Genomic DNA, 21501 nt, shown 5'->3' with positions numbered 1-21501 from the left:
CGCTGATATCGCGGGGGAGCCCACGCATCCACAAAAACGTTGTGTGCCAACCCTGCATCGTGAACCTCAAAAGTGGGAGGCCACCATACCCGTTTACAAAGCGAACAGGAAAGTCAATGAAATCAACGGTCTACCCAGACCACCCCCGCGCCAGTGCTAGCTTTGCGTACCGTCACTTATTGCACTGAAAACGAGGAGACCCCAACTAGGGCTTCAAGATCAACAGCTCGCGGATGACTTCATGGTGGGTGTTCTTCATCGGCACCGGCTCAACGCGGAAGCCGTGACGCTCTGCCATCGAGCGCACTTCGGGCGCGTCGTCATAGGTCAGCATCACTGAACCACGCACCGAGGCCATGAGCGCGAACAGCCCTTCATGGTCGATTTCGTTGTGGGTGTAGAGCCGTGCCCCGGCCTTCTTGCCGCCTGCGGTGTACGGCGGATCAACGAAGAAGAACGCATTGGCATCATCAGCGTAGCGCTGCACCACCTCGAAGGCGTCGGCCTGCTCGAAGGTGATCCGATCGCGCATGGCCTGCAAGGCTTCGATGCGACGGGCCAGCGTTTCGGGATACCAGCGCGAATTGAGGCCGCGCCCGGCCTCTCCGGTCTTAACGAGGCCAGCGCCTGCGGCCATGATGCCGCCGCGCTGCATCCGGTTTTTGACGATGGTTCGGAAGGCCCGGCCGCGAATGCTCTTGGGGTTGCCGTCGAGGATCTCCCGGACGTTCTCAAGGTTCACATCGAAGTCGATGATCTGCTTGCAAAGCCACTTCACGTCAGCGGGCTTGCCGTGGAAGATGGTTTGCCAGACAGCGGCCACATCGTCGTCCAGTTCGCCCAGAAAGACGTGTTCGGCCAAACCCTCAGCGGCGGCCGACAGGCCCGCCATTGCTCCACCCGCGAAGGGTTCCACAAACACCGATGGCGTGATCTTGGATGCCGTCAGCCACTTGCGCACCTCTGGGACAAGCCACGTCTTGCCGCCCGGATAGCGGAACGGACTGAGCTGGCGAACCTGCGCAACGTTCGTCGGGGCTTTCTTGTCGTGGAGTTGTTCAACCAGTGAGGCCAGCGCCTGCGCTTTGTCGGGGTCAACGAAGTGATGCCGCAGCCCTTCAAGGGCCGGTTTGCATTCGCTGTGAACCAGTACCGTGGCGCGGGTGACGCCTTGCTCTTTCAGGCGTTCGATGCGGCGGTTCTGCCGTTGTAATGCAGTGGCGTCGGTTGTCATTGTTATTTTCTCCGTGAACATTCACGGAGCGTAACAAGGACGTATAGGCGCGTCAAGACCCGTGAATGTTCACGGTCTTGTCAAACAAGCAACTTGTGGTCATTTTGCGGCGTCGGAGCCGTTGCCGTTCTCAAGCGGCAGACCGTCCTCGACCGGCTCAGTGATGGGCACCGGGTGAACGATCTTGTCAGTGATGCGAGTCTCAAACACCGGCAGAGGAACCGGCTTGCCACCCGTCAGCCCTTCCACCGAGCGCTCAAGCGTGGTGTAGCGGACTTCATCCCGCACGATGCGCGTGCGCTTCTGGCCTTCGACCTCTTCAAAGCGGACGATAAACCATGCAATGTCAGCATTGGATATGTCGGCCACGTTGTCCATCTCACCGATGGAATCGAAGAAGGCGCGATCAACGACCACGGCCATCTTCTTGCCCCAACGGCGCAGCGTGGGGACTTTGATTTGAAGCTGCGGCATCAAGCGCTTGGGGCCGCTGCTGCGGTAGTCCGGGCGACGACGACCGGCCGGGAAAATGACCCAATCCACGGCGTCATCGTTGAAGGCTTCAAACTCGCCCTTCATGGCGTTACCGCTGAAATAGACGGCCTGAATCTCAAGGGCAGCCCAATTCATCGGGGCTTCCTTGGGCGTCTTGGAGCTGACCAGAACCATGTCGATTCGGCCCACGTCATCGCCGCCTTCGCTGTCGGTCGATGCCCCGGCTTCGAGGAAGCCGACTTCACCGACCAGCAGCGGGTCAGGGTCGCCAAGGATGGTTTCGCCTACCCACTTGAACACGTCGAGTTCATCGTGGAAGCGATAGGGGCAGGTGGCGCGGAGGTCGCCTTGCTTGCCCTCAACAGGGACACCGACCGCCCGGCCGTTGTCTGGGTGTGTGTTGTAGGAGTAGAGCCGGAGCGAACACACCCCGCCATCCTTGGAGCAGACAGCGCCTGTTTTGCGCGCCTGAAAGGGGCAGGGTTGTGGGGTTCGCTCTTTCTTCGGCTTGAGGACTTCGGCGGCAAGCTGGCGGCGTTCCTCCCCGGAAAGCTGCGTCAGATTGAAGCCGAACCACTCCCCGATCCCGAATCGTGGCGTTATGTCTTTTGGTTTTTTTGCCATAACCTTATAACGTAACACATTGGACAGTTGCGTGCCGAGGGGTAAAGCAAACAGTCGTCCGCAGTTTTGTGCGGCAGTCGAGGGCAACCTGGAAACCTGCCGTTTAAGTGCGGCGCCAGTCGGGTTGATCGTTGGAAGTCACACCTGGCCCCCGGGCAGGGATCGGTCGGCCTTGGATGGCCGCTTGCGGCGGTCGTATGGCCCGCTGGCGGGCCTGTAGCCCAGCGGCGAGGGGCATGGGCCCGGTGAGCGTCGGAAAGGCGCTGGAAGCCCGCAGGGGTCGAGACGCGGAACGTGGCTCGATGCGCAGCACGACATAGCCGGTTTTCGCGCCCGCGAAAATTCCCCGTCCCTGGCTTGGCCCCTCAAGTGTCTGCATGCCGCCGCTGCGCCCCTCATCTGTCAATGAAAAACGGGAGCCTAGGCCCCCGTTCTCTGTCGCATGTCCACCTGGTCTACCGCTGGCAGTAGATCGAGTCACCCTGCACCCATGACAGCTTGATAAGCCCGCTCTGGCTCAACTCTTCGCACGCCTGGCCGGTCTGCTCGCGCCACTTCTTGAGCCTGGCGGAATCGGACCCGCACATCAGCCTGAACGTCTCCAGCTTCAAGGGGAACGGTTCCTTGTGAGAGACGAAGTAATCGAACATGCGCCGGGCAGTAGGGGACAGCTCGCGGTACTTTTCCCACACGAATTTCGAGTAATGATCGCCGGCAAAAAGCACTACCATTTCCTCGTCGATTTCGACCTGGCAGCGCGACGTTTTCTTGCCGCGATCCAGCACGCGGAAGCGATGGATCAGGGACACCGATTCAAGCCGGCCGATCCGGCCTGAACTGAACTGCATGGCGGTCGCCTGCAGGCGCGTCAGGCACTCTTCGGCCTTGTCGTAGTACCGGCCGTTGATCGCCCAGCCCAGGTCTGTGCAAAGCTCGTAGAACGTGAAGGAAACGGGCGTACCGACCGGCGAACGCTTCGCGTATTCAAGAACCTGCTGCCAAACCAGCTCGTCGTCATCGGCCCGCAGCTCGATCCCGGTATAGGTGATGAGCACGTCCTTATTGACGTGAAAAATTACGTGTTGCTGCCGCACCTCACGCGGGGTCTTCTTGTTCCTGGTCGTGAAGAGCGCAGCACGCGCCAGGTCGTTCGGCATCGCCCGCATGTCGTCGCCCCAGGGCGCGAGGTCGAACAGCGAAAGCTGCATTGCCTTAATCTGCTCTTTCGTGTGCTTGAGCAAAGCGGCCTGCTTGACTTCGCTCACCTTGTCGGCGGTCTTCTCGACGGCAGTTTTTCGTTTCGGCGCTGGGGCGGGTGCGGACATTGAGGTTCCTCCGAATGAAAATTACGCCACGGCAAATGCCAACGGCGGGTGATTCGGCGACGTAACTCCTGCCGTCGCTCGACGCATCGGTATCAAAACGGCCGATTGGACGCCAGGGGCGGGGATCACATCGGCTCTGCAGCTCGATGTATCGCTCCCCCCTTCATCGCGGGTAAGATTACCGATAAATTGGAACCTGTTTAGGCTCATGCATTGATTTTCTTGCGCTAGAGAACTCGAAGTTTAGCTAAACACGGTCTCCCCGTCAAGAACTTTAGCGGCTAAAATTTTGAGCTGCGGATCGCAAGGCATAGCCGACCGTGTACAACCAGATATTCTTTACGAACGTCTTACGCCTGCTCGAAGAGCAAGGGATGACGAAGCATGACCTCGCCGAGAAGGCAGGAATGTCCATATCATTCCTGTCCGACTTGACCAACGGGAAGGCCAATCCTTCCCTCAAGATCATGGGTTCCATTGCGGACGCCTTGAGCGTCCCATTGCCGACCCTTTTGGAAATGACCGACTTGGACAAGGCAACGCTGGACGCCTTGTCCGGGGGCAAGGCCCCCAAGAGTCTCCCGGACGGGTTCGCACGCATAGCGGCGATCCTCAACGAGTACCAGGCATTCACAGTGCGGCAATGGGATGAGGCGAACAGGAAGCAAATAGCCAAAAATAAAGGCAAAAAGTCCTGACGCCAGAGGGAAATTTTTAGCGGCTAAAGCCCCCATTCACGGGGATTGCCGCTTCGCTGGGTAGCAATCCAGCCGCCAGCCAGCCGCGCAACTCGCCAGCCAGCGCCTCCTTTCACCCCGCAGCCTTCAACCGGGCACCCCATTTGTCAACAGGGGTAACAGTTCGTTGAAGGCTTTGGCTTGCCTTGCTTTCCTGTTCGGTATATCGTTTGTCCGTGTAGAATACGACGAACGAAATGGAACAGGACGGACATGGCAGACACAGAAGACTTCTCAACGCTCAAAGAGCGGGCCAAGAAGAAATTGGAACGCGACATGGGGCCGCTGCTCTTGGGTGCATTGAATGACCCTCGCACGGTCGAAATCATGCTTAACGCGGACGGCAAGCTGTGGCAGGAACGGCTTGGCGAAAAGATGAAGTGCATCGGGTCGCTTCGCGTGGCGCAGTCCGAAGCGATCATCAAAACCATTGCCGGCTACCACGGCAAGGAAGTCACACGCGGCAAGCCCATCCTGGAAGGGGAGTTGCCGCTTGATGGCTCGCGCTTCGCGGGCCAGCTCCCCCCGGTGGTGCCTGCGCCCACGTTTGCAATCCGCAAGAAGGCCGTGGCCATCTTCACGCTGGAGCAATACGTCGAGGCCGGCACCATGACGCAGGGCCAGTACGAGGCCCTGAAAGCCGCCGTCAAGAACCACCGGAACATCCTGGTGATTGGCGGCACTGGCTCGGGCAAGACCACGCTCGTGAACGCGATCATCAATGAGATGGTGATTTGCGATCCCATGGAGCGCGTTTTCATCATCGAAGACACCGGCGAAATTCAATGCGCCGCTGAAAACTTCGTTCAGTACCACACGTCCTTGGAAGTGCCGATGACGGCGCTTCTGAAAGCGACTCTGCGCATGCGCCCTGACCGGATTCTGGTCGGGGAAGTGCGTGGGGCGGAAGCGTTGGATTTGCTCGATGCCTGGAACACCGGGCACGAGGGTGGGGCGGCAACGCTCCACGCCAACAACGCAGCCGCTGGCCTGGCTCGTCTGAGGTCGCTCATTACCCGTAATGAGTCGGCACCGGCCGAAATTGAACCGCTGATAGGCGAGGTGGTTCATGTCGTTGTTCATATCGCCCGCACCCCTGAAGGCGGTCGCCGCATCCAAGAAATCCTTGAGGTTTCCGGGTACGTGGACGGCCGCTACATCACCAAAACCCTCTAGGAGTATTTCCAATGCAAGCGTCTCTTCTCCGTCCCTTCGCCATCAACCGCACGACGATGTTCTACATCGGCGCGGCGCTGCTGATGGTGCTTTTCCTGCTGTCTCCACAGCATGCCTTTGCCTCGGAAGGCACGGGCGGCTCGCTGCCCTATGAAAGCTGGTTGACGAACCTGCGCAATTCCGTCACCGGCCCCGTGGCCTTCGCGCTGTCGATCATCGGCATCGTGATCGCGGGCGGCGTGCTGATCTTCGGCGGCGACCTGAATGGCTTCTTCCGCACGTTGATTTTCCTCGTCCTGGTGATGGCCCTCCTGGTCGGCGCGCAGAACGTGATGAGCACCTTCTTCGGCCGTGGCGCTGAGATTGCTGCGCTGGGCGATGCCGTGATGCACCAGCTCAAGGCCGCATCGGTTCTGACCAACAGCGTCCGCACGGTCTAACGATGGCCCTCCGCACGATCCCCATTCGTCGCGCCGGGAACCGAGACAACCTGTTCATGGGTGGGGATCGTGAACTGGTGATGTTTTCGGGTCTTCTGGCCTTCGCTCTGATTTTCAGCGCCCAAGAACTGAGGGCAACGGTGATCGGGCTTCTGCTGTGGTTCGGTGCGCTCTTCGCGTGCCGGCTCATGGCGAAGTCCGATCCCAAGCTGCGCTTCGTGTACCTGCGTCACCGTAAGTACAAGGGGTACTACCCAGCGCGCAGCACGCCTTTCCGACTGAACCCGAATAGCCAAGGGAAGCAATACAAATGATCGAAGCAATCGCAATTGGCATCGCGGCGCTCGGTGCCTTGCTGCTGCTCATCCTGTTCGCTCGCATCCGAGCCGTCGATGCGGAATTGAAGCTCAAAAAGCATCGTTCCAAGGACGCCGGCCTGGCCGATCTACTCAACTACGCCGCCATGGTCGATGACGGCGTGATCGTGGGTAAGAACGGGTCGTTCATCGCCTCTTGGCTCTACAAGGGCGACGACAACGCAAGCAGCACCGATGAACAGCGGGAAATGGTGTCGTTCCGCATCAATCAGGCGCTCGCGGGCCTGGGTAACGGCTGGATGCTCCACGTCGATGCCGTGCGCCGGCCGGCACCCAACTACACCGAAACGGGCCTGTCGCATTTCCCCGATCCGGTGTCGGCCGCCATGGACGAAGAGCGCCGCCGACTCTTCGAGGGCCTGGGCACGATGTACGAGGGCTATTTCATCGTCACGATGACCTACTTTCCGCCGCTTCTGGCGCAAAGCAAGTTCGTTGAACTGATGTTCGATGACGAAGCGAAGACACCCGGCAACAAGGCCCGCACGCAAGGCTTGATCGACTACTTCAAGCGCGAATGCACCAGCATCGAATCGCGCCTGTCGTCGGCCGTCAAGCTGCAGCGCCTGCGTGGGAACAAGGTGGTGAACGAAGACGGCTCCACGGTCACGCATGACGATCTGCTGCGGTGGCTGCAGTTCTGCATCACGGGCATGGATCACCCCGTGCTGCTGCCCAGCAACCCGATGTACCTGGATGCCGTGATCGGCGGCCAGGAACTGTTCGGCGGCGTGGTGCCCAAGATCGGCCGCAAGTTCGTCCAGGTCGTTGCCATCGAGGGCTTTCCTCTGGAGTCAACACCGGGAGTCTTGACCGCCCTGGGCGAGCTGCCCGTCGAATACCGCTGGTCGAGCCGCTTCATCTTCATGGACTCGCATGAAGCCGTGAAGCACCTGGACAAGTTCCGCAAGAAGTGGAAGCAAAAAATCCGTGGCTTCTTCGACCAGGTTTTCAACACGAATACCGGCTCGGTGGACCAGGACGCCATGTCCATGGTGAACGATGCCGAGTCTGCGATTGCCGAGGTCAATAGCGGCCTGGTCGCGGTGGGGTACTACACCAGCGTCGTCGTCCTGATGGACGAAGACCGCGAAAAGCTGGAAACCTCTGCACGCCAGGTAGAAAAGGCCATCAACCGCCTGGGCTTCGCTGCGCGGATCGAGACAATCAACACGCTGGACGCCTACCTGGGAAGCCTTCCGGGCCACGGCGTGGAGAACGTTCGCCGCCCGCTCATCAACACGATGAACCTGGCCGATCTGCTGCCGACAAGCACGATCTGGACGGGCCTCAACAAAGCGCCTTGCCCGATGTATCCGCCGCTGTCGCCGGCACTCATGCATTGCGTGACGCACGGTGCCACGCCGTTCCGTCTCAACCTGCATGTGCGCGACCTGGGCCACACCTTCATGTTCGGTCCCACGGGTGCCGGCAAGTCAACGCACCTTGCGTTGATCGCGGCGCAGCTCCGTCGCTATCAAGGCATGTCGATCTACGCCTTCGACAAAGGCATGTCCATGTACCCCTTGGCCAAGGCCACGGGCGGCAAGCACTTCACCGTGGCGGCCGATGACGACAAGCTGGCCTTCTGCCCTCTGCAGTTCCTGGAGTCGAAGAGTGATCGGGCTTGGGCGATGGAGTGGATCGACACGATCCTTGCGCTGAACAACGTGGAAACCACCCCGGCGCAACGCAATGAGATCGGGAACGCGATCATGAGCATGCACGCCAGCGGAGCGCGCACGCTGTCCGAATTCAGCGTGACGATCCAGGATGAAGCGATCCGCGAGGCGATCCGGCAGTACACGGTGGACGGCAACATGGGCCATCTGCTCGATGCCGAAGAAGATGGTTTGTCGCTCACCGACTTCACCGTTTTTGAAATCGAAGAGCTGATGAACCTGGGCGAGAAATACGCCCTGCCGACGCTGCTCTACCTGTTCCGCCGCATCGAGCGCAGCCTGAAAGGCCAGCCGGCCGTCATCATCCTGGACGAAGCCTGGCTGATGCTGGGACACCCGGCGTTCCGCGCCAAGATTCGGGAATGGCTCAAGGTGCTGCGCAAGGCGAACTGCCTGGTGCTCATGGCAACGCAGAGCCTTTCCGACGCGGCGAACTCGGGCATCTTGGACGTGATCGTGGAATCGACCGCAACCAAGATTTTCCTGCCCAACGTGTACGCCCGCGATGAGGACACGGCGGCGCTCTATCGCCGCATGGGCCTCAACGCTCGCCAGATTGAGATTCTGGCTACGGCCATTCCGAAGCGGCAGTACTACTACGTTTCCGAGAACGGCCGGCGACTCTACGACCTGGCTCTAGGCCCGCTGGCCCTGGCGTTCGTCGGCGCGTCCGACAAGGAATCCGTGGCGGCTATCAAGAGCCTCGAAGCCAAGTTCGGCGATGCCTGGGTGCATGAATGGCTCGCCGGCCGCAATTTGAAACTTTCTGACTATGGGGTGGCAGCATGAGCTTTGCAGACACGATCAAGGGCTTGATTTTCAAGAAGCCCGCACAGCCGGCTGATCCCCGGCGCGCACCGGATTCGGTGATGGAAGGTGGCCGACGCAGGGGCGAGGTCGAAAACCCGTACCTGGCGGCACGCCGCACCTGGAATGAACACGTTGGCGCGGTCGTCTCGTCGCGCCAGACCTGGCAGGTTGTCGGCATTCTGTCGTTGTTGATCGTCCTGGCCGCCGTGGGCGGGTTGATCCACATTGGCAGTCAATCGAAGTTCGTGCCCTACGTGGTCGAGGTAGACAAGCTCGGCCAGGCGGTGGCCGTCGCGCCGGCACAGCGGGCCGCTGCAGTCGATCAGCGCGTGGTGCACGCCTCGGTGGCCTCGTTCGTCAGCGATGCCCGCTTGGTGACGCCTGACGTGGCCTTGCAGCGCAAGGCCGTGTTCCGGCTCTACTCGATGCTTTCGGCCAACGATCCGGCCACGGCCAAGACCAATGAATGGTTGAACGGCAGCGAGGACAGCAGCCCGTTCAAGCGCGCCGCGAAAGAAACGGTCAGCACCGAAATTCTCTCGGTGATCCCGCAGACGCCCGACACCTGGCAAGTGGACTGGATGGAGACGACACGCGACCGGCAGGGCGTCGTGAAGGGCCTGCCGGTCCGCATGCGGGCCTTAGTCACGGTCTACACCGTCGCCACCACTCCAAACACCACGGAAGAGCAAGTGCGCAACAACCCGCTTGGCATCTACGTCCGTGACTTCTCTTGGTCGAAACAGCTTTAAGGGGCAACACTCATGAACAAGTATCTTCTCGCTTTGGTCCTGGGCGCTGCGCCCGCATTCGCACTCGCTGCAGGGCCGGCCGGCCCGGCTGACAAGAACCTGGCCGACCTCTATTTCTCCAAAGACAACCCGACGCTGACGCCGCAGGAAAAAGCGGCCGTCGCCATCGCTCAGAAGTGGCGCGACAACAGCGCGACGGGCATCAAGCCGGTGGCCGGCGCCGATGGCTCGATCCGCTTCCTGTTCGGTGCGCAGCAGCCCAGCATCGTGTGCGCAGTGCTGCAGGTCTGCGATGTGGAGCTGCAGCCCGGTGAACAGGTCAACTCGATCCACCTGGGCGACACCGCCCGGTGGACGGTCGAGCCGGCCATCACGGGCAGCGGCCCGGCCGAAGTGCAGCACCTCATCATCAAGCCGATGGACGTGGGCCTGGAAACGTCGCTGATCGTCACCACGAACCGGCGCACGTATCACCTGCGGCTGCGCTCGCATCGCACGGAGTTCATGCCCCGTGTGGCGTTCACCTACACGGAAGACGCAATGGCGAAGTGGGACGCCATCAAGACCCGCGAAGTGAAGGAAAAGCAGTCGCGCACGATCCCGCAAACCGGCGAGTACCTGGGCGATCTGAACTTTGCCTATGACGTGTCGGGATCGGCCGCCTGGAAGCCCGTGCGCGTCTACAACGATGGGACCAAAACCATCATCCAAATGCCCAGCACGATGCAGCAGACGGAAGCGCCGACGCTCCTAGTCGTTCGCAAGGATGGCGGCGTTTTCACGGATGAAGAAACCGTGATGGTCAATTACCGCGTGCAGGGTGACCGCTACATCGTGGACACGGTTTTCGACAAGGCCGTGCTGATTGCCGGCGTCGGCAGCAGCCAAGACCGCGTGACCATCACCAGGGGGAAATAACCATGCGCAAGACCGCTTTCCTCGCGCTGCTCGTGGTCGGCCTGGCCGGCTGCGCCACCACTGCGCCATCCACCTACGGCAACTTCACGCAAAGCGCGCCTGCAGCCTTCAATCAAACGATGGCTGATGACGCCGCGAAGCAGCTCGTTGCCGTGTACCCGCCCGCAAGCACGCGGTTCGATCTGCAGCACGCCACGCCGGATGCCTTCGGCTCTTCGCTGGTCGAGTCGCTGCGCGCCAAGGGCTACGCCCTCTTGGAGTTCAAACCAGCCGCGCCGGCCTCGGCCGCATCGGCGGCCACGGACGCCACGGCGACCGCTGGCAAACCGCTGCGGTACATCCTCGATCAAGCTGAATCGAACCTGTACCGCGTGACCCTGCTGGTGGGCAACCAGTCATTGACCCGCGCTTACTCGGCTGCACAGAACGGCACTCTGTACCCGGCCGGCGCGTGGGTTCGGAAGGAGTAACGCACATGAGCGAAGACCAAATGTCGCCTGACGCTTCCCCTGGGGAAGTGACAAAGAAGACCGGCGTTCGCCGCGTCAACAATCTGCCGGTCTACATCATCGGCGGCCTGATGGGCGTGTTCCTGCTGGTCATGGTGTTGGTGGCTGCGGATCGCGCAGCCCAGCAGAACCGGCCGGCCGGTGCGAAGGACGAAAAGGCTGGCAACACCAGCATGTTCGCCAACGAGATTGCCGGCAACCAGAAGGACGGGATCATTCAGGCCGAGCGGCCAGCACCGCCCACGGTGCCCGACCTCTCGCAGCCGCAAGGCCAGGCCATCGACGTTGCCCGCCCGGACAACCTGGACGCGCCGCCGACGCCACCGACCAGCGCAAGCCTGGATGACCGTGTCAACAACGACGAAATGCAGCGCGTCCGCATGGCGAAGATGCAGCAGCTCGAAGAGGCCATCAAGGCAAAGACGGGCGTGCGGGGCATCGCTCCGCGCAGCTCGGGATCGACGCCTGGCGGCCTGACGGATGGCGCAGCGCCGGCCACCCGCGAGGAAGCGTTAGCCCGACTGGCGGCCGTGCGCCAGCAAATCGACGCGCAGACCCGCGACGACCCCACGGCGGCCTACAGAGCGCGCATGCAGCAGCTTCAAGCCGGTGGGGTAGGGGGTATGTCCGGGGGAGGCGTTTCGGCGGCTCCTAGGCTCCTGCAAACGGCCGGCTCCAGCTCGCCGGGGAGCAAGGACTATTCGCAGTTCGCCAACTCCGGGCAGGAAGACCGCTGGAAGCTCGATTCCAAGCCCGAAGCGCCACGCTCGCCGTATGAGCTGCGCGCCGGTTTCGTCGTGCCCGCCACGCTGATTTCAGGCATCAACTCCGATTTGCCCGGTCAGATCATGGCCCAGGTGAGCCAGGACGTGTTCGACACGCCCACCGGCAAATGGAAGCTGATTCCTCAAGGCTCGCGCCTTGTGGGTCGGTACTCCAGTGATGTGGCATACGGCCAATCCCGCGTGCTGATTGCCTGGCAACGCATCGTCTTCCCGGACGGCAAGGCAATGGATATTGGTTCGATGCCTGGTGCGGACAGCGCCGGTTATGCGGGCTTCAATGACCAGGTGAACAACCACTATTTCCGGCTGTTCGCATCGGCATTCCTCATGTCTGGCGTGACGGCGGGTATCACCATGAGCCAGAACCAGGACCAGCAGAACAACGGCAATCGGCAGACGGCCAGCGGCGCACTTAGCGAAGCGTTGGGCCAGCAGCTCGGCCTTGTCACCGCTCAGTTGATTTCCAAAAACATGAACATTGCCCCGACCCTCGAAATTCGTCCGGGCTACCGTTTTAACGTCATCGTCACCAAGGACATGACGTTTTCCAAGCCGTACCAGGCGTTCGACTACTAACCCAAAGGAGAAAGCGAAATGAAGATGCTCACTAAGAAAGTTTTAGCGGCTAAAGTCGCTTTGGTTTTTGCACTTACTGCCCCTGGCGTGATGACCCCGGCGCAGGCCGGCATCCCGGTTATCGACGGTGCGAACCTGACGCAAACCGTCATGTCGGCAGTGGAGAACGTTGCGCAGACGCTCAAGCAAATTGAGCAGTACCGCACCCAGCTCCAGCAGTACGAAAACATGATCCAGAACACGGTCGCACCGGCCGCGTATATCTGGGATCAGGCCACGTCCACGATGAACCAGCTTCGCGGGGCCATCGACACGTTGAACTACTACAAGAACCAGGCGGGCAGCCTCGACGGCTACCTGTCGAAGTTCCAGGACGTGTCCTATTACCGCTCGTCCCCATGCTTCAACATCGGTTGCACGAAGGCTGAATTCGACGCCATGAAACAGGCTTCCAACAAGCTGAATTCGGAAGCTCAGAAGAAGGCCAACGATGCGCTGTTCAAAGGCTTGGACAAGCAGCAGGACGCAATGGAATCCGATGCGCGCCAATTGCAACGCCTGCAATCTTCCGCGCAGGGAGCCACCGGCCAGATGCAGGCCATCGGCTTTGCAAACCAGCTCGCCAGCAACCAGGCAAACCAGCTCCTGCAGATTCGCGGCCTGTTGATCGCGCAACAGAACGCGGTCGCCACGCGCAACCAGGTGATTGCAGACAAAGAGGCGCAAGAGGCCGCTGCTGCCGAAAACTTGCGCAAGGGCGAGTACCGCGCTAGCCCTGCGCGCACTTGGTAAGGGCTGCTCGATGAAGACCAACAAGGTTCTTACCTTGGCCCTGGCCGCCCTCGTGGCGGCCTTGGTCGCCGGCTGCGGCGAAAAGCCTGCAGAACAACCGGCCAAGCAAGCCATGCCCGAAGTCAACGATGAGAACTGCAAGCCCGCGAGCGTTGCCAAGATCGAAGACAAGGGCGCGCAGCAAGCGTTTTCGTCGCTGTGCCTGCGCCGTGGTGGCGGTTTCAAACCCAGCGAAAAGAAAGAATGGTGAGGTTGTGACTATGAGAATGCCAGCCGTATTCAAGAACGCCGGCCTGCTGTTTGTTTTGCTGTGGCTGGCGTTCTTTTCCATTGAGGCGCAAGCGGCTATCGACAATGCCGGCGTCTTAGATAACGTCCTCAACCGCTATTCGGCCGCCGCCAGTGGTTGGGCCGGCTTCATCACGGCCCGGGCCACCTGGTTGTTTTGGACGCTCGCAGTGATTTCGATGGTGTGGACGTTTGGCTTCATGGCCTTGCGCAAGGCCGATATTGGCGAGTTCTATGCGGAGTTCATCCGCTTCACCATCTTCACCGGCTTCTTCTGGTGGCTGCTCACGAACGGGCCGAATTTCGCCACCGACATCATGAGTTCGCTGCGCACCATCGCAGGCAGTGCAAGCGGCACCGGCTCGACGCTGACGCCCTCCGGGATCGTTGATATTGGTTTCGACATTTTCTTTAAGGTGCTCGATCAGTCTTCGGTGTGGTCGCCTGTCGATAGCGCGGCCGGCATCCTCATCAGCGCGGCGATTCTCATCATCCTGGCGTTGATCGGCGTGAATATGTTGCTGCTCCTGGTGAGCGGCTGGATATTGGCCTATGCCGGCGTTTTCTTTCTCGGCTTCGGTGGATCGCGGTGGACTTCGGACATGGCGATCAACTATTACAAGACCGTCCTGAACATCGCCGCGCAGCTCTTCACGATGGTTCTGCTCGTCGGCATCGGCAAGTCGTTTGTCGATCAGTATTACAACGCCATGAGCGCCGGCATCAGCCTCAAGGAATTAGGCGTGATGATGATCGTCGCGGTCGTGCTGCTGGCCCTGGTCAACAAGCTGCCGGCGATGGTTGGCGGCTTGGCGATGGGCGGCGGAACGCACGCCCTCGGCGGTGGCTTTGGTGCCGGCGCAGCGATGGGTGCGGCGGCGGTGGCCGGCGCGGCCATCGCCACGGGCGGCGCTGCGATTGCAGCCGGCGCGGCCAGCGCGGCAGGTGGCGCGCAAGCCCTCATGGCGGCCTACAGCAAAGCGTCTGCGGCATCCAGCGAGGGCGGCGGCGGTGGTGGCATGGGCGACACGATGGGCGGCGTCGCTATGGCCGCTGCAGGCCCTGGCGGCGGCAGCTCTGGCGGTGGCAGCGTCTTCGCGGGCATGGACACCGGCAGCAGCTCGGGCGGCGGCTCAAGTGGCTCCAGTGGCTCGGGCGGTGGCTTCGGTGGTGGTGCCTCCGAAGGCGGCAGCTCGGGCGGCAAGAGCAGCGCGCCGGCAGGCGAGGGCAAGGACTCGGGCGGTGGCGCGGCACCTGGTGCCGAAGGGAAGGCCGACGCAGGCGGCAAGGCCGCAGGTTCTGACGCCAAGGGAGGGGGGCAGGACACTGGCCTGGCACCTGGCGAACAACGCTCCACCGGCAGCATGTTGGGCCGTGCGGCGGCCATTGCTGCGGGCACTGCGGGCAACCTGGCGCAAGGCTCCTGGGACGTGGCGAAAGCCAAGGCCGCGAGCATGCGCGAGTCGGCTCTTGATCGCATCAGCGAAACCACGGGCGGAAAGATCGCAGCCGCGATCAGGGCGCAGGACGCGGCAGCGCCGGCAGACCTGTCCACTCCCGCACCGGCACCCAGCAGCGCCGCGCAGGCCTCGACGGCCGCCACGGCCTTCAACGACAACGAACTGTCTGCAGGCAAGGGCCAGGCAGAAACCCCCGTCGCGCCCGAAGTGGCCGACTTCATGAATCGCAATTCCAAAACCTCGTAACTGCAAAGGAGCATCAACCATGCAACGCAAAAACCTCATCGCCTCGGCCGCTCTTGCGGTGGCCGCCTTCGGTGCGATTCCAGCCACTGCCAGCGCGCAGGAAATCCTCACGGGCGATACCCGCCTGGCCTGCGAAGCGATCTTGTGCCTTGCCACTGGCACCCAGCCCAGCGAATGCACGCCTTCGCTGCGCCGCTATTTCAGCATTTCGTACCGCAAGCTGTCGGACACGATCCGGGGCCGCGTCAACTTCCTGAACCTCTGCCCCGTCGCCAATCAGACGCCGCAAATGTCGGCCCTGGTCAATGCGCAGGCCAATGGTGCCGGCCGGTGTGATGCCGCTTCGCTGAATGCCGTGCTGCGTTCGTGGACGGGTTCCGACGATGGCATGGTGTACGTCAGCAACCAGATGCCCAGCTACTGCACCGCCTACACGACGCACGCCTACACGGACTTCTCGGGCACGGTGCCGCGCTATGTGGGGATTCCTGAGCGGGGAGGGTATTGGGTCGAGGCGCGGGACTATGACCGCGCCCTGGCCGAATACAACGCCCGCATCAAGGCCGAAGACGAAGAGCGCCGCCGCGCCAGTTGGGGCGGCGGTGGCAACTAAGGGAGCCTGAACCATGCCTTTCATCGATCTCCCGCCCCAGCTTCAAGAGCGCGTCATCTGCTCGATTTCGGCCGCCGTCAAATACGAAGTGCCGGCGAACATCGTTCTTGCGGTCGCGGAGAAAGAAGGCGGCAAGCCGGGCCAGTGGGTGAAGAACACGAACGGCACGCATGACGTGGGCCCGATGCAGTTCAACACCCTGTACCTGGGCGACCTGGCGAAGTACGGCATTACGGCAAACGACGTGGCAGCGGCTGGCTGCTACTCGTTTGACCTGGCGGCCTGGCGGCTGCGGCAACACATCCGCATGGACAAGGGCGACTTGTGGACGCGGGCGGCTAACTACCACTCGCGCACCCCCCAATTCAACGTGGTCTATCGCGCCGACTTGATGCGCAGGGCTGTCAAGTGGGCCGACTGGCTCGATGCGCGGTTCGTCACCCGCGACGTGACAAAGCCCGGCGCAATCCCTTCGACTCCGGTAGCCGTTCAAGCGGTCGCTCAGACCGCGCCAGTGGTATCGAAGCCGGCCCCTGCAGCGGTCCCGCAGGCAGCGCCTGCAGGGCCTTGGAGCACTGCCAGCTACGTGCCTCGAAAGCTCATCATCAACGGCCAGTGAGGCCGTTTTTTTAGCGGATAAAAACATGGACTTTCACGCCTTCATGAAGCGGTACACCCTCGGCCTTTTCGGTGTCATCAAGAGCTATTGCGATTGGGCCGAGTCGCAGGCCAAGAGCCAGGGCGATTTACTGCTGCTTGCCTTCGGACCGCTGCTCCTGCTCGGCCTGGTGCTCTGGTCGCTGCCGGCATGGATCGGCAAGACCATTGCGCTGATCCTGCTCGCGCCTGTGCTGTATCTCGCCTTCGTCGCCCTCCAGCACTACAGCCGGCGAGGTGGCCGCAAGTGAGGTTGCCGCGCCTGGTCGTCGCTGATGGATCGGTCGAAGCGTTGAAGTGGCTCGCGCTGCTGCTCATGACCGGCGATCACGTCAACAAGTACCTGTTCAATGGCACGGTGCCGCTGCTGTTCAACGCGGGTCGCCTGGCGCTGCCGATCTTCTGCTTTGTCCTGGCGTACAACCTGGCTCGGCCGGATACGCTGCAGCGCGGCGTCTATCGCCGCACCTTGAAGCGCCTGGCCCTCTTCGGCCTTGCCGCCACCCCTGCATTCCTCGCCTTGGGCGGCCTGTGGGCCGGCTGGTGGCCGCTGAACGTGATGTTCACGCTGCTGGCCGCAACGGCCGTGCTCTTCCTCATCGACCAGGGAGGCCGTCCGCGCCTGGTTGCCGCTGCCGCCGTGTTCCTCGTCGCCGGCAGCTCGGTCGAATACTGGTGGCCGGCGCTCTCGATCTGCCTGGCTGTCTGGTGGTACTGCAGGAAGCCATCGGTGCCGGCGCTCGCGCTGCTGCTGGCGTCCTGCGCCGCGCTGTGGTTCATCAACGGCAATTTTTGGGCGTTGGCGGCGCTCCCCGTGGTCGCCGCGGCTGCGCACGTCGATGTGCGCCTGCCCCGGCTGCGGTGGGCGTTTTACGCCTACTACCCCCTGCACCTGATCGCGCTTTGGCTCATCCGAATCCCGATGAGCAAGGCCGGCTACCTCTTTTTCTGATTGGAGCGTGTTCATGTTCAAACCGTGCCTGCTGGCCCTCTCTGCTGCCTTCCTGGTGGCCGCGCAAAGCGCATCGGCCCAGCCGATGACCGAATACGGCAGGCCGGTCCTGTCGGGTGTCTTCGTGTCGTTCCCCCATGGCGGCACGGCCTTCCGGCCCACGGCACGGCAGGAAGCGGAATTGCTCAACGCGAAGGATGCCGACCTGGTGACGATCAAGGGACGGACCAGCACACTCAAGCCGAGCGCGCAGGATGAATCGCTGGCCCTTGCTCGGGCACTGTCGGCGCGCTCCTATCTCATCGCACGCGGCGTTTCGCCGTTGAAGATCGTCGTCAACTTCGCATCTGCTGCAGACTTCATCGCGGACAACTCGACGCCAGAAGGCCGGCTTGAGAACCAGCGCGTGGAAGTCGAACTTGTCTTCGTGGGCAACTGACATGGCGCGCTTGGCTCGCCTGGTCGCGCTGGTCCTGTGCATCGCTGCAGGACAGGCACACGCCGATTTCGCGGGCCGCGTCGTCGGCGTTCTCGATGGTGATACGGTGGATGTGTTGGTGGATCGCACGCCGATCCGCACGCGCCTGGCTGAGATTGACGCCCCCGAGAAGGCGCAAGCCTTCGGCACCAGGTCAAGGCAGGCGCTTGCTGCGGCGGTGTTCCAGAAGTCGGTCTACGTGCGATCGGCGTCCGTCGATCGCTACGGCCGCGCGATCGGCACGCTGTTGGTGGACGGCCGCAGTGTCAACCGCATGATGGTGGAACAGGGCATGGCCTGGGTGTATCGGGCCTACCTGGTGGATCGGTCGCTGCTCGACGTCGAAGCAGCGGCACGCGCTGGGCGGGTCGGCCTGTGGGCCGATCCGCACGCGGTCGCGCCCTGGGAGTGGCGCGCAGAAAAAAGAAAGGGATGGGACGCCAAGTGAAATTCACCGACGAACAGAAGCACAAGGAAACGCTGGCCGTGCTCGAGAACGTTCTCGACTACCTGCAGCGTCTTCCCTCGGTGCCGGCCACCACGGCCATGTGCGAGAAGATCAAGGCCCACATGGACAAGCCGGCGCAGCGCCTGGTCGCCGACTCCAAGCGCGAGCTGATAGGCATGTGGATCACGCCGGCCGGCAAGCGCATGTTTGAAGCCTCATTGATCGGGGATCAGCTCACCGTGAGCGTTCCAGATTCAACGGATGACCTCCCACGCAAAAGCGTCGAAGAGAAAGCGCAGTCCCGCAATGAGGTGTCGGCCGCCGTGGTTAAGGCTCTCATGCGGCCTGCCGGCGTCACGGTCAAGCTGGTGAGGCCGTCGCCCGCATTGACCAAACGCGCTTGACCTGGCTTTCGCTGCAGCCGGCCAGCCTGGCCGTATCGGGGATGCTGTGCCCCGCAGTGCGCAGCGCAATGATCCTCTCGTGAGTTGCTGTGTCGGCCTGGCGGCCGGTGTACCGTCCCGCTTCCTTTGCAAGCGCCACGCCCTGGCGCTGCCGCTCGCGCCGGTCTTCGTAGTCGTCGCGGGCCATCTGCAGGGCAAGGCGCAATAGCAGCTCCTGCAGCGACTCCAGCACGATCTTCAGTGAACTAAGCCCGCGCATCCGTGGGCCTTGAAGGGTTCAAGCTATCCGAGGCCGAAGAACAGCGGGCCGCCAGGTTTGTTGCCGGTGAAATCGACCTTGCCGAGTTCGTGAAGCCGGTACGCTGAATTTGTCTTGCGTGGGCGGTTACGCCGGAATCGCATATTTTCGGGAATAGCGTAAAGCCAGGGACAGCGCAGGTTGAATGCCAAATAGCTGTCTTCTAATTCGCCCGCCACCTAAGCCAGAGGTAACATTCGCACGCATTCTTCGATGACATACTCGGGGATACTCTCAAATTTGTGGGGGTTGAGCTGCATAACATACTCGTTTTCGATGTGGTACGACTCGTTGATAAATTTCCGGATTACATCGTCATCGTGCGCAATGTTGAAAATTCGGAATAGTTGGATTTTCTCGTAACCGACATCGGTCGCTAGAAATTTGACTCGGATGCAGTTCACATTGTTCACTTCTGCGACAAGGGAGTCGTAGTTGAAACCGGGAAAGTGTTCGGTTTGAATATTGGCCTCAGCCGATTGCTTTTCCTCGGATGTCATGTCCCGATTCTCAGTCGCTGATTGCAGCGTCGGCACGACTCGACCCTTGAACAGGCTAGCCAATAGGTTGTATTCCAGACCGACTTCATCTCGCAGCTCATAGTCGCGCCGTAAATAAACCGCTTTAAGAATTGGATCGTGAAGGGTGGTAATGTTTGCTCGACAGATCATTGCAAAAGTTTGGATGTCTTCTTTTGCGATGGGCACTTCCCTCACCACACCATTACGCGATGATAGGAACGATGCTGAAGGCTTAGATGCCTGGAAAACGTCTTTGGTTGTCTTTATGATATCGATGGCAGGCTCAATGTCGTGAGTGAGCATCAGGGTGGTTCGCCCCTTGAGACTGGCTTTACCTTGGAACAACTCGTGGAGGATGGCGAATTTTTTATTCTTGTCGAACGAGGATATTGGGTCATCCAACACCACAAGGTCAGGATTCTCACTGAACACCTGATACATGAAAAGAACCAGGGCGAAGGCGTTCTTCTCGCCGTAGCTTAAGTGTTTTGAGGCAGTTTCCAGGTGCCCAATTAGGTCGCGGTGCACCAGCTTCATTTTGTAGGATTCGATCTCCGGTACGATCTCTACAGTGTATTTGTAACCTGCTGACTTCAGAAATGCATTGATGCTGGTCTGATTGGCCTCAATGGCCTTCTTGATTTTTGTTTTGTGCTTATTGACCTGTCCGGTTAGCTCACCGATCTTCAACAATAGCTCTTCCAGTTGCGCATTGACCGGATCAGTGATGCTCCTGGTTTCCCCGGAGTCCAGCTTGTCCATAAGTGCAAGGTCGATCTTCAGCGGGGTGATCCGCGCGTTGATTTGCTCTACGTCCCTCAATGAGAAGAAAGAAATAGCTCGCAGGCCTTCAAGTTGCGTGATCAAACCATCTATTTCAGCCTTAAGTCCAGTCAGGAAGCTCAGTTCCTGCGCGGTCAGCTCAACCTTGGTTTTCGTCACCTTCTCAAGGTTTTCGCGGCACCTCACGCTGAAGTACTTGCCGAGTCGTTCGATAACGGCCTTAAGCGTGTTTAGATGACCCACCGCAGTCGCGTCATACTCTTTCTCAACAGCAAGTGCAGTGTCTTTCTGGCCCTCGCCTGCCAATGCGGTTGAGCAATATGGGCAGGTATCGCCAAGCTTCAAAAAATCGTTGCCCTTAATTTGCCAAGCGATCCACTTAGATGGCTCTTGGCCCTTGATGAACGTCTCAAAAGGTTTCAGAGCCGCTGGGATGTTTTCAATTTTATTGCCAGTGCCAAACGCCTTATGAATTTTGCTATTCTTCGGGATATTGCCGGGTTTGGAATTGCCGAACGCATCACGTAATTCCTTCAAATCGGAAATGGTTTTCTCTATTTCGGCGTTGTTAGTGAGCGCCTTCTTTACACCCGACAGCAGGGCATCGATCGCGTCCATCGCTGCAACATATTCCGGGGTTTTTATAAAGATGTCGAAACTGTTTTTGAGCACTTCGTCTTTTTGGAATACGAACTGCTGGACGTAGCCCTCATCAAATACCAGAGTAGACTTCAAGTCATCGACGCCATCCACTTGGGGAGGCATGGCTTCCGCTTTGCCACGGTTCTTAAATGGAACGAGATCTTGGAGACTGCCATCCCCGCGGATTTGGCTAACGATTGCCTTTGCTAGGGTACTTTTACCCAAACCATTTGGGCCATACTTTATATTTAGCGTGCCTTTCGTGAGAACAACATCGGCCCGGTCAACGCTGTTGCAGTTGCTAATAGAAATATTAAATTGATTCACTTGCAACCCCAGAAAGTTACTTGCCAAAATATTGATATTGTTCATACCCTCCTATAGGAGGGCGTGAACCGTGCACCGAATTAATAACACTGCCGAGTAGAGTAATTGATGCTTTAAATGCGAGAATGAGTTTAGTACCGCTTCGCAGTCCG

Annotated in this window: 24 protein-coding genes and 1 pseudogene; 20 read left to right on the top strand and 5 right to left on the bottom strand. The window is 60.4% G+C overall.

Going from position 1 to position 21501, the window contains the following annotated elements:
- Positions 1 to 205: 205 nt before the first annotated feature.
- The 3 genes from E5P2_RS37495 to trfA form a co-directional block, all read right to left on the bottom strand.
- Complete coding sequence (locus tag E5P2_RS37495) at positions 206 to 1234, bottom strand: DNA adenine methylase (RefSeq protein WP_162572157.1); 1029 nt, start codon at positions 1232 to 1234, stop codon at positions 206 to 208.
- A gap of 99 nt (positions 1235 to 1333) precedes the next feature.
- On the bottom strand, positions 1334 to 2440 hold the full coding sequence (locus tag E5P2_RS37490; RefSeq protein WP_162572156.1) for a NotI family restriction endonuclease: 1107 nt from the start codon (positions 2438 to 2440) through the stop codon (positions 1334 to 1336).
- 368 nt (positions 2441 to 2808) lie between these two features.
- Entirely contained in the window at positions 2809 to 3678 is an 870-nt protein-coding gene (trfA, locus tag E5P2_RS37485) for a plasmid replication initiator TrfA (RefSeq protein ID WP_015063508.1), read from the bottom strand.
- Positions 3679 to 3998: 320 nt separating this feature from the next.
- Here trfA and E5P2_RS37480 point away from each other — a divergent pair, with 320 nt between their 5' ends.
- The 19 genes from E5P2_RS37480 to E5P2_RS37390 all read left to right on the top strand — a co-directional run bounded on the left by E5P2_RS37480 (position 3999) and on the right by E5P2_RS37390 (position 18778).
- Complete coding sequence (locus E5P2_RS37480) at positions 3999 to 4376, top strand: transcriptional regulator (protein WP_011171717.1); 378 nt, start codon at positions 3999 to 4001, stop codon at positions 4374 to 4376.
- 252 nt (positions 4377 to 4628) lie between these two features.
- Positions 4629 to 5591 (top strand): P-type conjugative transfer ATPase TrbB, encoded by a 963-nt coding sequence (gene trbB / locus E5P2_RS37475; protein WP_011171718.1) that lies wholly within the window; start codon positions 4629 to 4631, stop codon positions 5589 to 5591.
- 11 nt (positions 5592 to 5602) lie between these two features.
- Positions 5603 to 6031 (top strand): IncP-type conjugal transfer pilin TrbC, encoded by a 429-nt coding sequence (trbC, locus tag E5P2_RS37470; RefSeq protein ID WP_011171719.1) that lies wholly within the window; start codon positions 5603 to 5605, stop codon positions 6029 to 6031.
- 2 nt (positions 6032 to 6033) lie between these two features.
- Positions 6034 to 6345: a conjugal transfer protein TrbD gene (locus E5P2_RS37465; RefSeq protein ID WP_011171720.1), complete on the top strand. Its 312-nt coding sequence runs from the start codon at positions 6034 to 6036 to the stop codon at positions 6343 to 6345.
- On the top strand, positions 6342 to 8879 hold the full coding sequence (locus E5P2_RS37460) for a VirB4 family type IV secretion/conjugal transfer ATPase (RefSeq protein ID WP_015063520.1): 2538 nt from the start codon (positions 6342 to 6344) through the stop codon (positions 8877 to 8879). The genes E5P2_RS37465 and E5P2_RS37460 overlap by 4 nt, the downstream gene beginning before the upstream one ends.
- Complete coding sequence (locus E5P2_RS37455) at positions 8876 to 9652, top strand: conjugal transfer protein TrbF (protein ID WP_015063521.1); 777 nt, start codon at positions 8876 to 8878, stop codon at positions 9650 to 9652. Before E5P2_RS37460 ends, E5P2_RS37455 begins: the two co-directional genes overlap by 4 nt.
- Positions 9653 to 9664: 12 nt before the next feature.
- Positions 9665 to 10570 (top strand): P-type conjugative transfer protein TrbG, encoded by a 906-nt coding sequence (gene trbG, locus E5P2_RS37450; protein WP_015063522.1) that lies wholly within the window; start codon positions 9665 to 9667, stop codon positions 10568 to 10570.
- Between the two features lie 2 nt (positions 10571 to 10572).
- Positions 10573 to 11040 carry a TrbH Mating pair formation protein gene (locus tag E5P2_RS37445; protein WP_015063523.1) on the top strand — a complete coding sequence of 156 codons (468 nt, stop codon included), beginning with the start codon at positions 10573 to 10575 and terminating at the stop codon, positions 11038 to 11040.
- Between the two features lie 5 nt (positions 11041 to 11045).
- Entirely contained in the window at positions 11046 to 12440 is a 1395-nt protein-coding gene (locus E5P2_RS37440) for a TrbI/VirB10 family protein (RefSeq protein WP_015063524.1), read from the top strand.
- An 18-nt stretch (positions 12441 to 12458) separates the two neighbouring features.
- Positions 12459 to 13232 carry a P-type conjugative transfer protein TrbJ gene (gene trbJ, locus E5P2_RS37435; protein WP_031944011.1) on the top strand — a complete coding sequence of 258 codons (774 nt, stop codon included), beginning with the start codon at positions 12459 to 12461 and terminating at the stop codon, positions 13230 to 13232.
- Positions 13233 to 13242: 10 nt separating this feature from the next.
- The gene (gene trbK / locus E5P2_RS37430) at positions 13243 to 13482 is read left to right on the top strand and encodes an entry exclusion lipoprotein TrbK (protein ID WP_031944010.1); all 240 of its coding nucleotides are present in this window, start codon (positions 13243 to 13245) and stop codon (positions 13480 to 13482) included.
- A gap of 10 nt (positions 13483 to 13492) precedes the next feature.
- The gene (gene trbL, locus E5P2_RS37425) at positions 13493 to 15226 is read left to right on the top strand and encodes a P-type conjugative transfer protein TrbL (RefSeq protein WP_174259956.1); all 1734 of its coding nucleotides are present in this window, start codon (positions 13493 to 13495) and stop codon (positions 15224 to 15226) included.
- Between the two features lie 19 nt (positions 15227 to 15245).
- Entirely contained in the window at positions 15246 to 15839 is a 594-nt protein-coding gene (locus tag E5P2_RS37420; RefSeq protein ID WP_015063527.1) for a TrbM/KikA/MpfK family conjugal transfer protein, read from the top strand.
- Between the two features lie 13 nt (positions 15840 to 15852).
- Complete coding sequence (locus E5P2_RS37415) at positions 15853 to 16458, top strand: transglycosylase SLT domain-containing protein (RefSeq protein WP_162572154.1); 606 nt, start codon at positions 15853 to 15855, stop codon at positions 16456 to 16458.
- A 25-nt stretch (positions 16459 to 16483) separates the two neighbouring features.
- A complete protein-coding gene (locus E5P2_RS37410) occupies positions 16484 to 16747 on the top strand; it encodes a conjugal transfer protein TrbO (protein WP_162572153.1) in 264 nt (87 codons plus the stop codon).
- Between the two features lie 2 nt (positions 16748 to 16749).
- Complete coding sequence (locus E5P2_RS37405) at positions 16750 to 17448, top strand: TraX family protein (protein WP_269474032.1); 699 nt, start codon at positions 16750 to 16752, stop codon at positions 17446 to 17448.
- Between the two features lie 13 nt (positions 17449 to 17461).
- The gene (locus E5P2_RS37400) at positions 17462 to 17887 is read left to right on the top strand and encodes an OmpA family protein (protein ID WP_053057113.1); all 426 of its coding nucleotides are present in this window, start codon (positions 17462 to 17464) and stop codon (positions 17885 to 17887) included.
- 1 nt (position 17888) lies between these two features.
- Positions 17889 to 18374, top strand: coding sequence for a thermonuclease family protein (locus E5P2_RS37395; protein ID WP_015063510.1), 486 nt, complete (start codon positions 17889 to 17891; stop codon positions 18372 to 18374).
- Positions 18371 to 18778: a hypothetical protein gene (locus tag E5P2_RS37390; RefSeq protein ID WP_031944013.1), complete on the top strand. Its 408-nt coding sequence runs from the start codon at positions 18371 to 18373 to the stop codon at positions 18776 to 18778. The genes E5P2_RS37395 and E5P2_RS37390 overlap by 4 nt, the downstream gene beginning before the upstream one ends.
- Here E5P2_RS37390 and E5P2_RS37385 read toward each other — a convergent pair.
- Positions 18735 to 19016 (bottom strand): annotated as a pseudogene (locus tag E5P2_RS37385) (helix-turn-helix domain-containing protein); the annotation flags it as partial. The gene E5P2_RS37390 and the pseudogene E5P2_RS37385 sit on opposite strands and share 44 nt — an antisense overlap.
- 23 nt (positions 19017 to 19039) lie before the next feature.
- On the opposite strand from E5P2_RS37385, the gene E5P2_RS38475 reads away from it, so the two are divergent.
- On the top strand, positions 19040 to 19144 hold the full coding sequence (locus E5P2_RS38475) for an antitoxin VbhA family protein (protein ID WP_197894043.1): 105 nt from the start codon (positions 19040 to 19042) through the stop codon (positions 19142 to 19144).
- A 111-nt stretch (positions 19145 to 19255) separates the two neighbouring features.
- Here E5P2_RS38475 and E5P2_RS37375 read toward each other — a convergent pair whose 3' ends face one another.
- Positions 19256 to 21394, bottom strand: coding sequence for an AAA family ATPase (locus tag E5P2_RS37375; protein ID WP_443083313.1), 2139 nt, complete (start codon positions 21392 to 21394; stop codon positions 19256 to 19258).
- Positions 21395 to 21501: the final 107 nt, after the last annotated feature.

The sequence above is a fragment of the Variovorax sp. SRS16 genome (assembly GCF_901827165.1).
Classification (GTDB): Bacteria; Pseudomonadota; Gammaproteobacteria; order Burkholderiales; family Burkholderiaceae_C; genus Variovorax.
Note: the sequence above shows the minus strand (reverse complement) of the source record. Positions and strands in the feature narration are given on the sequence as shown.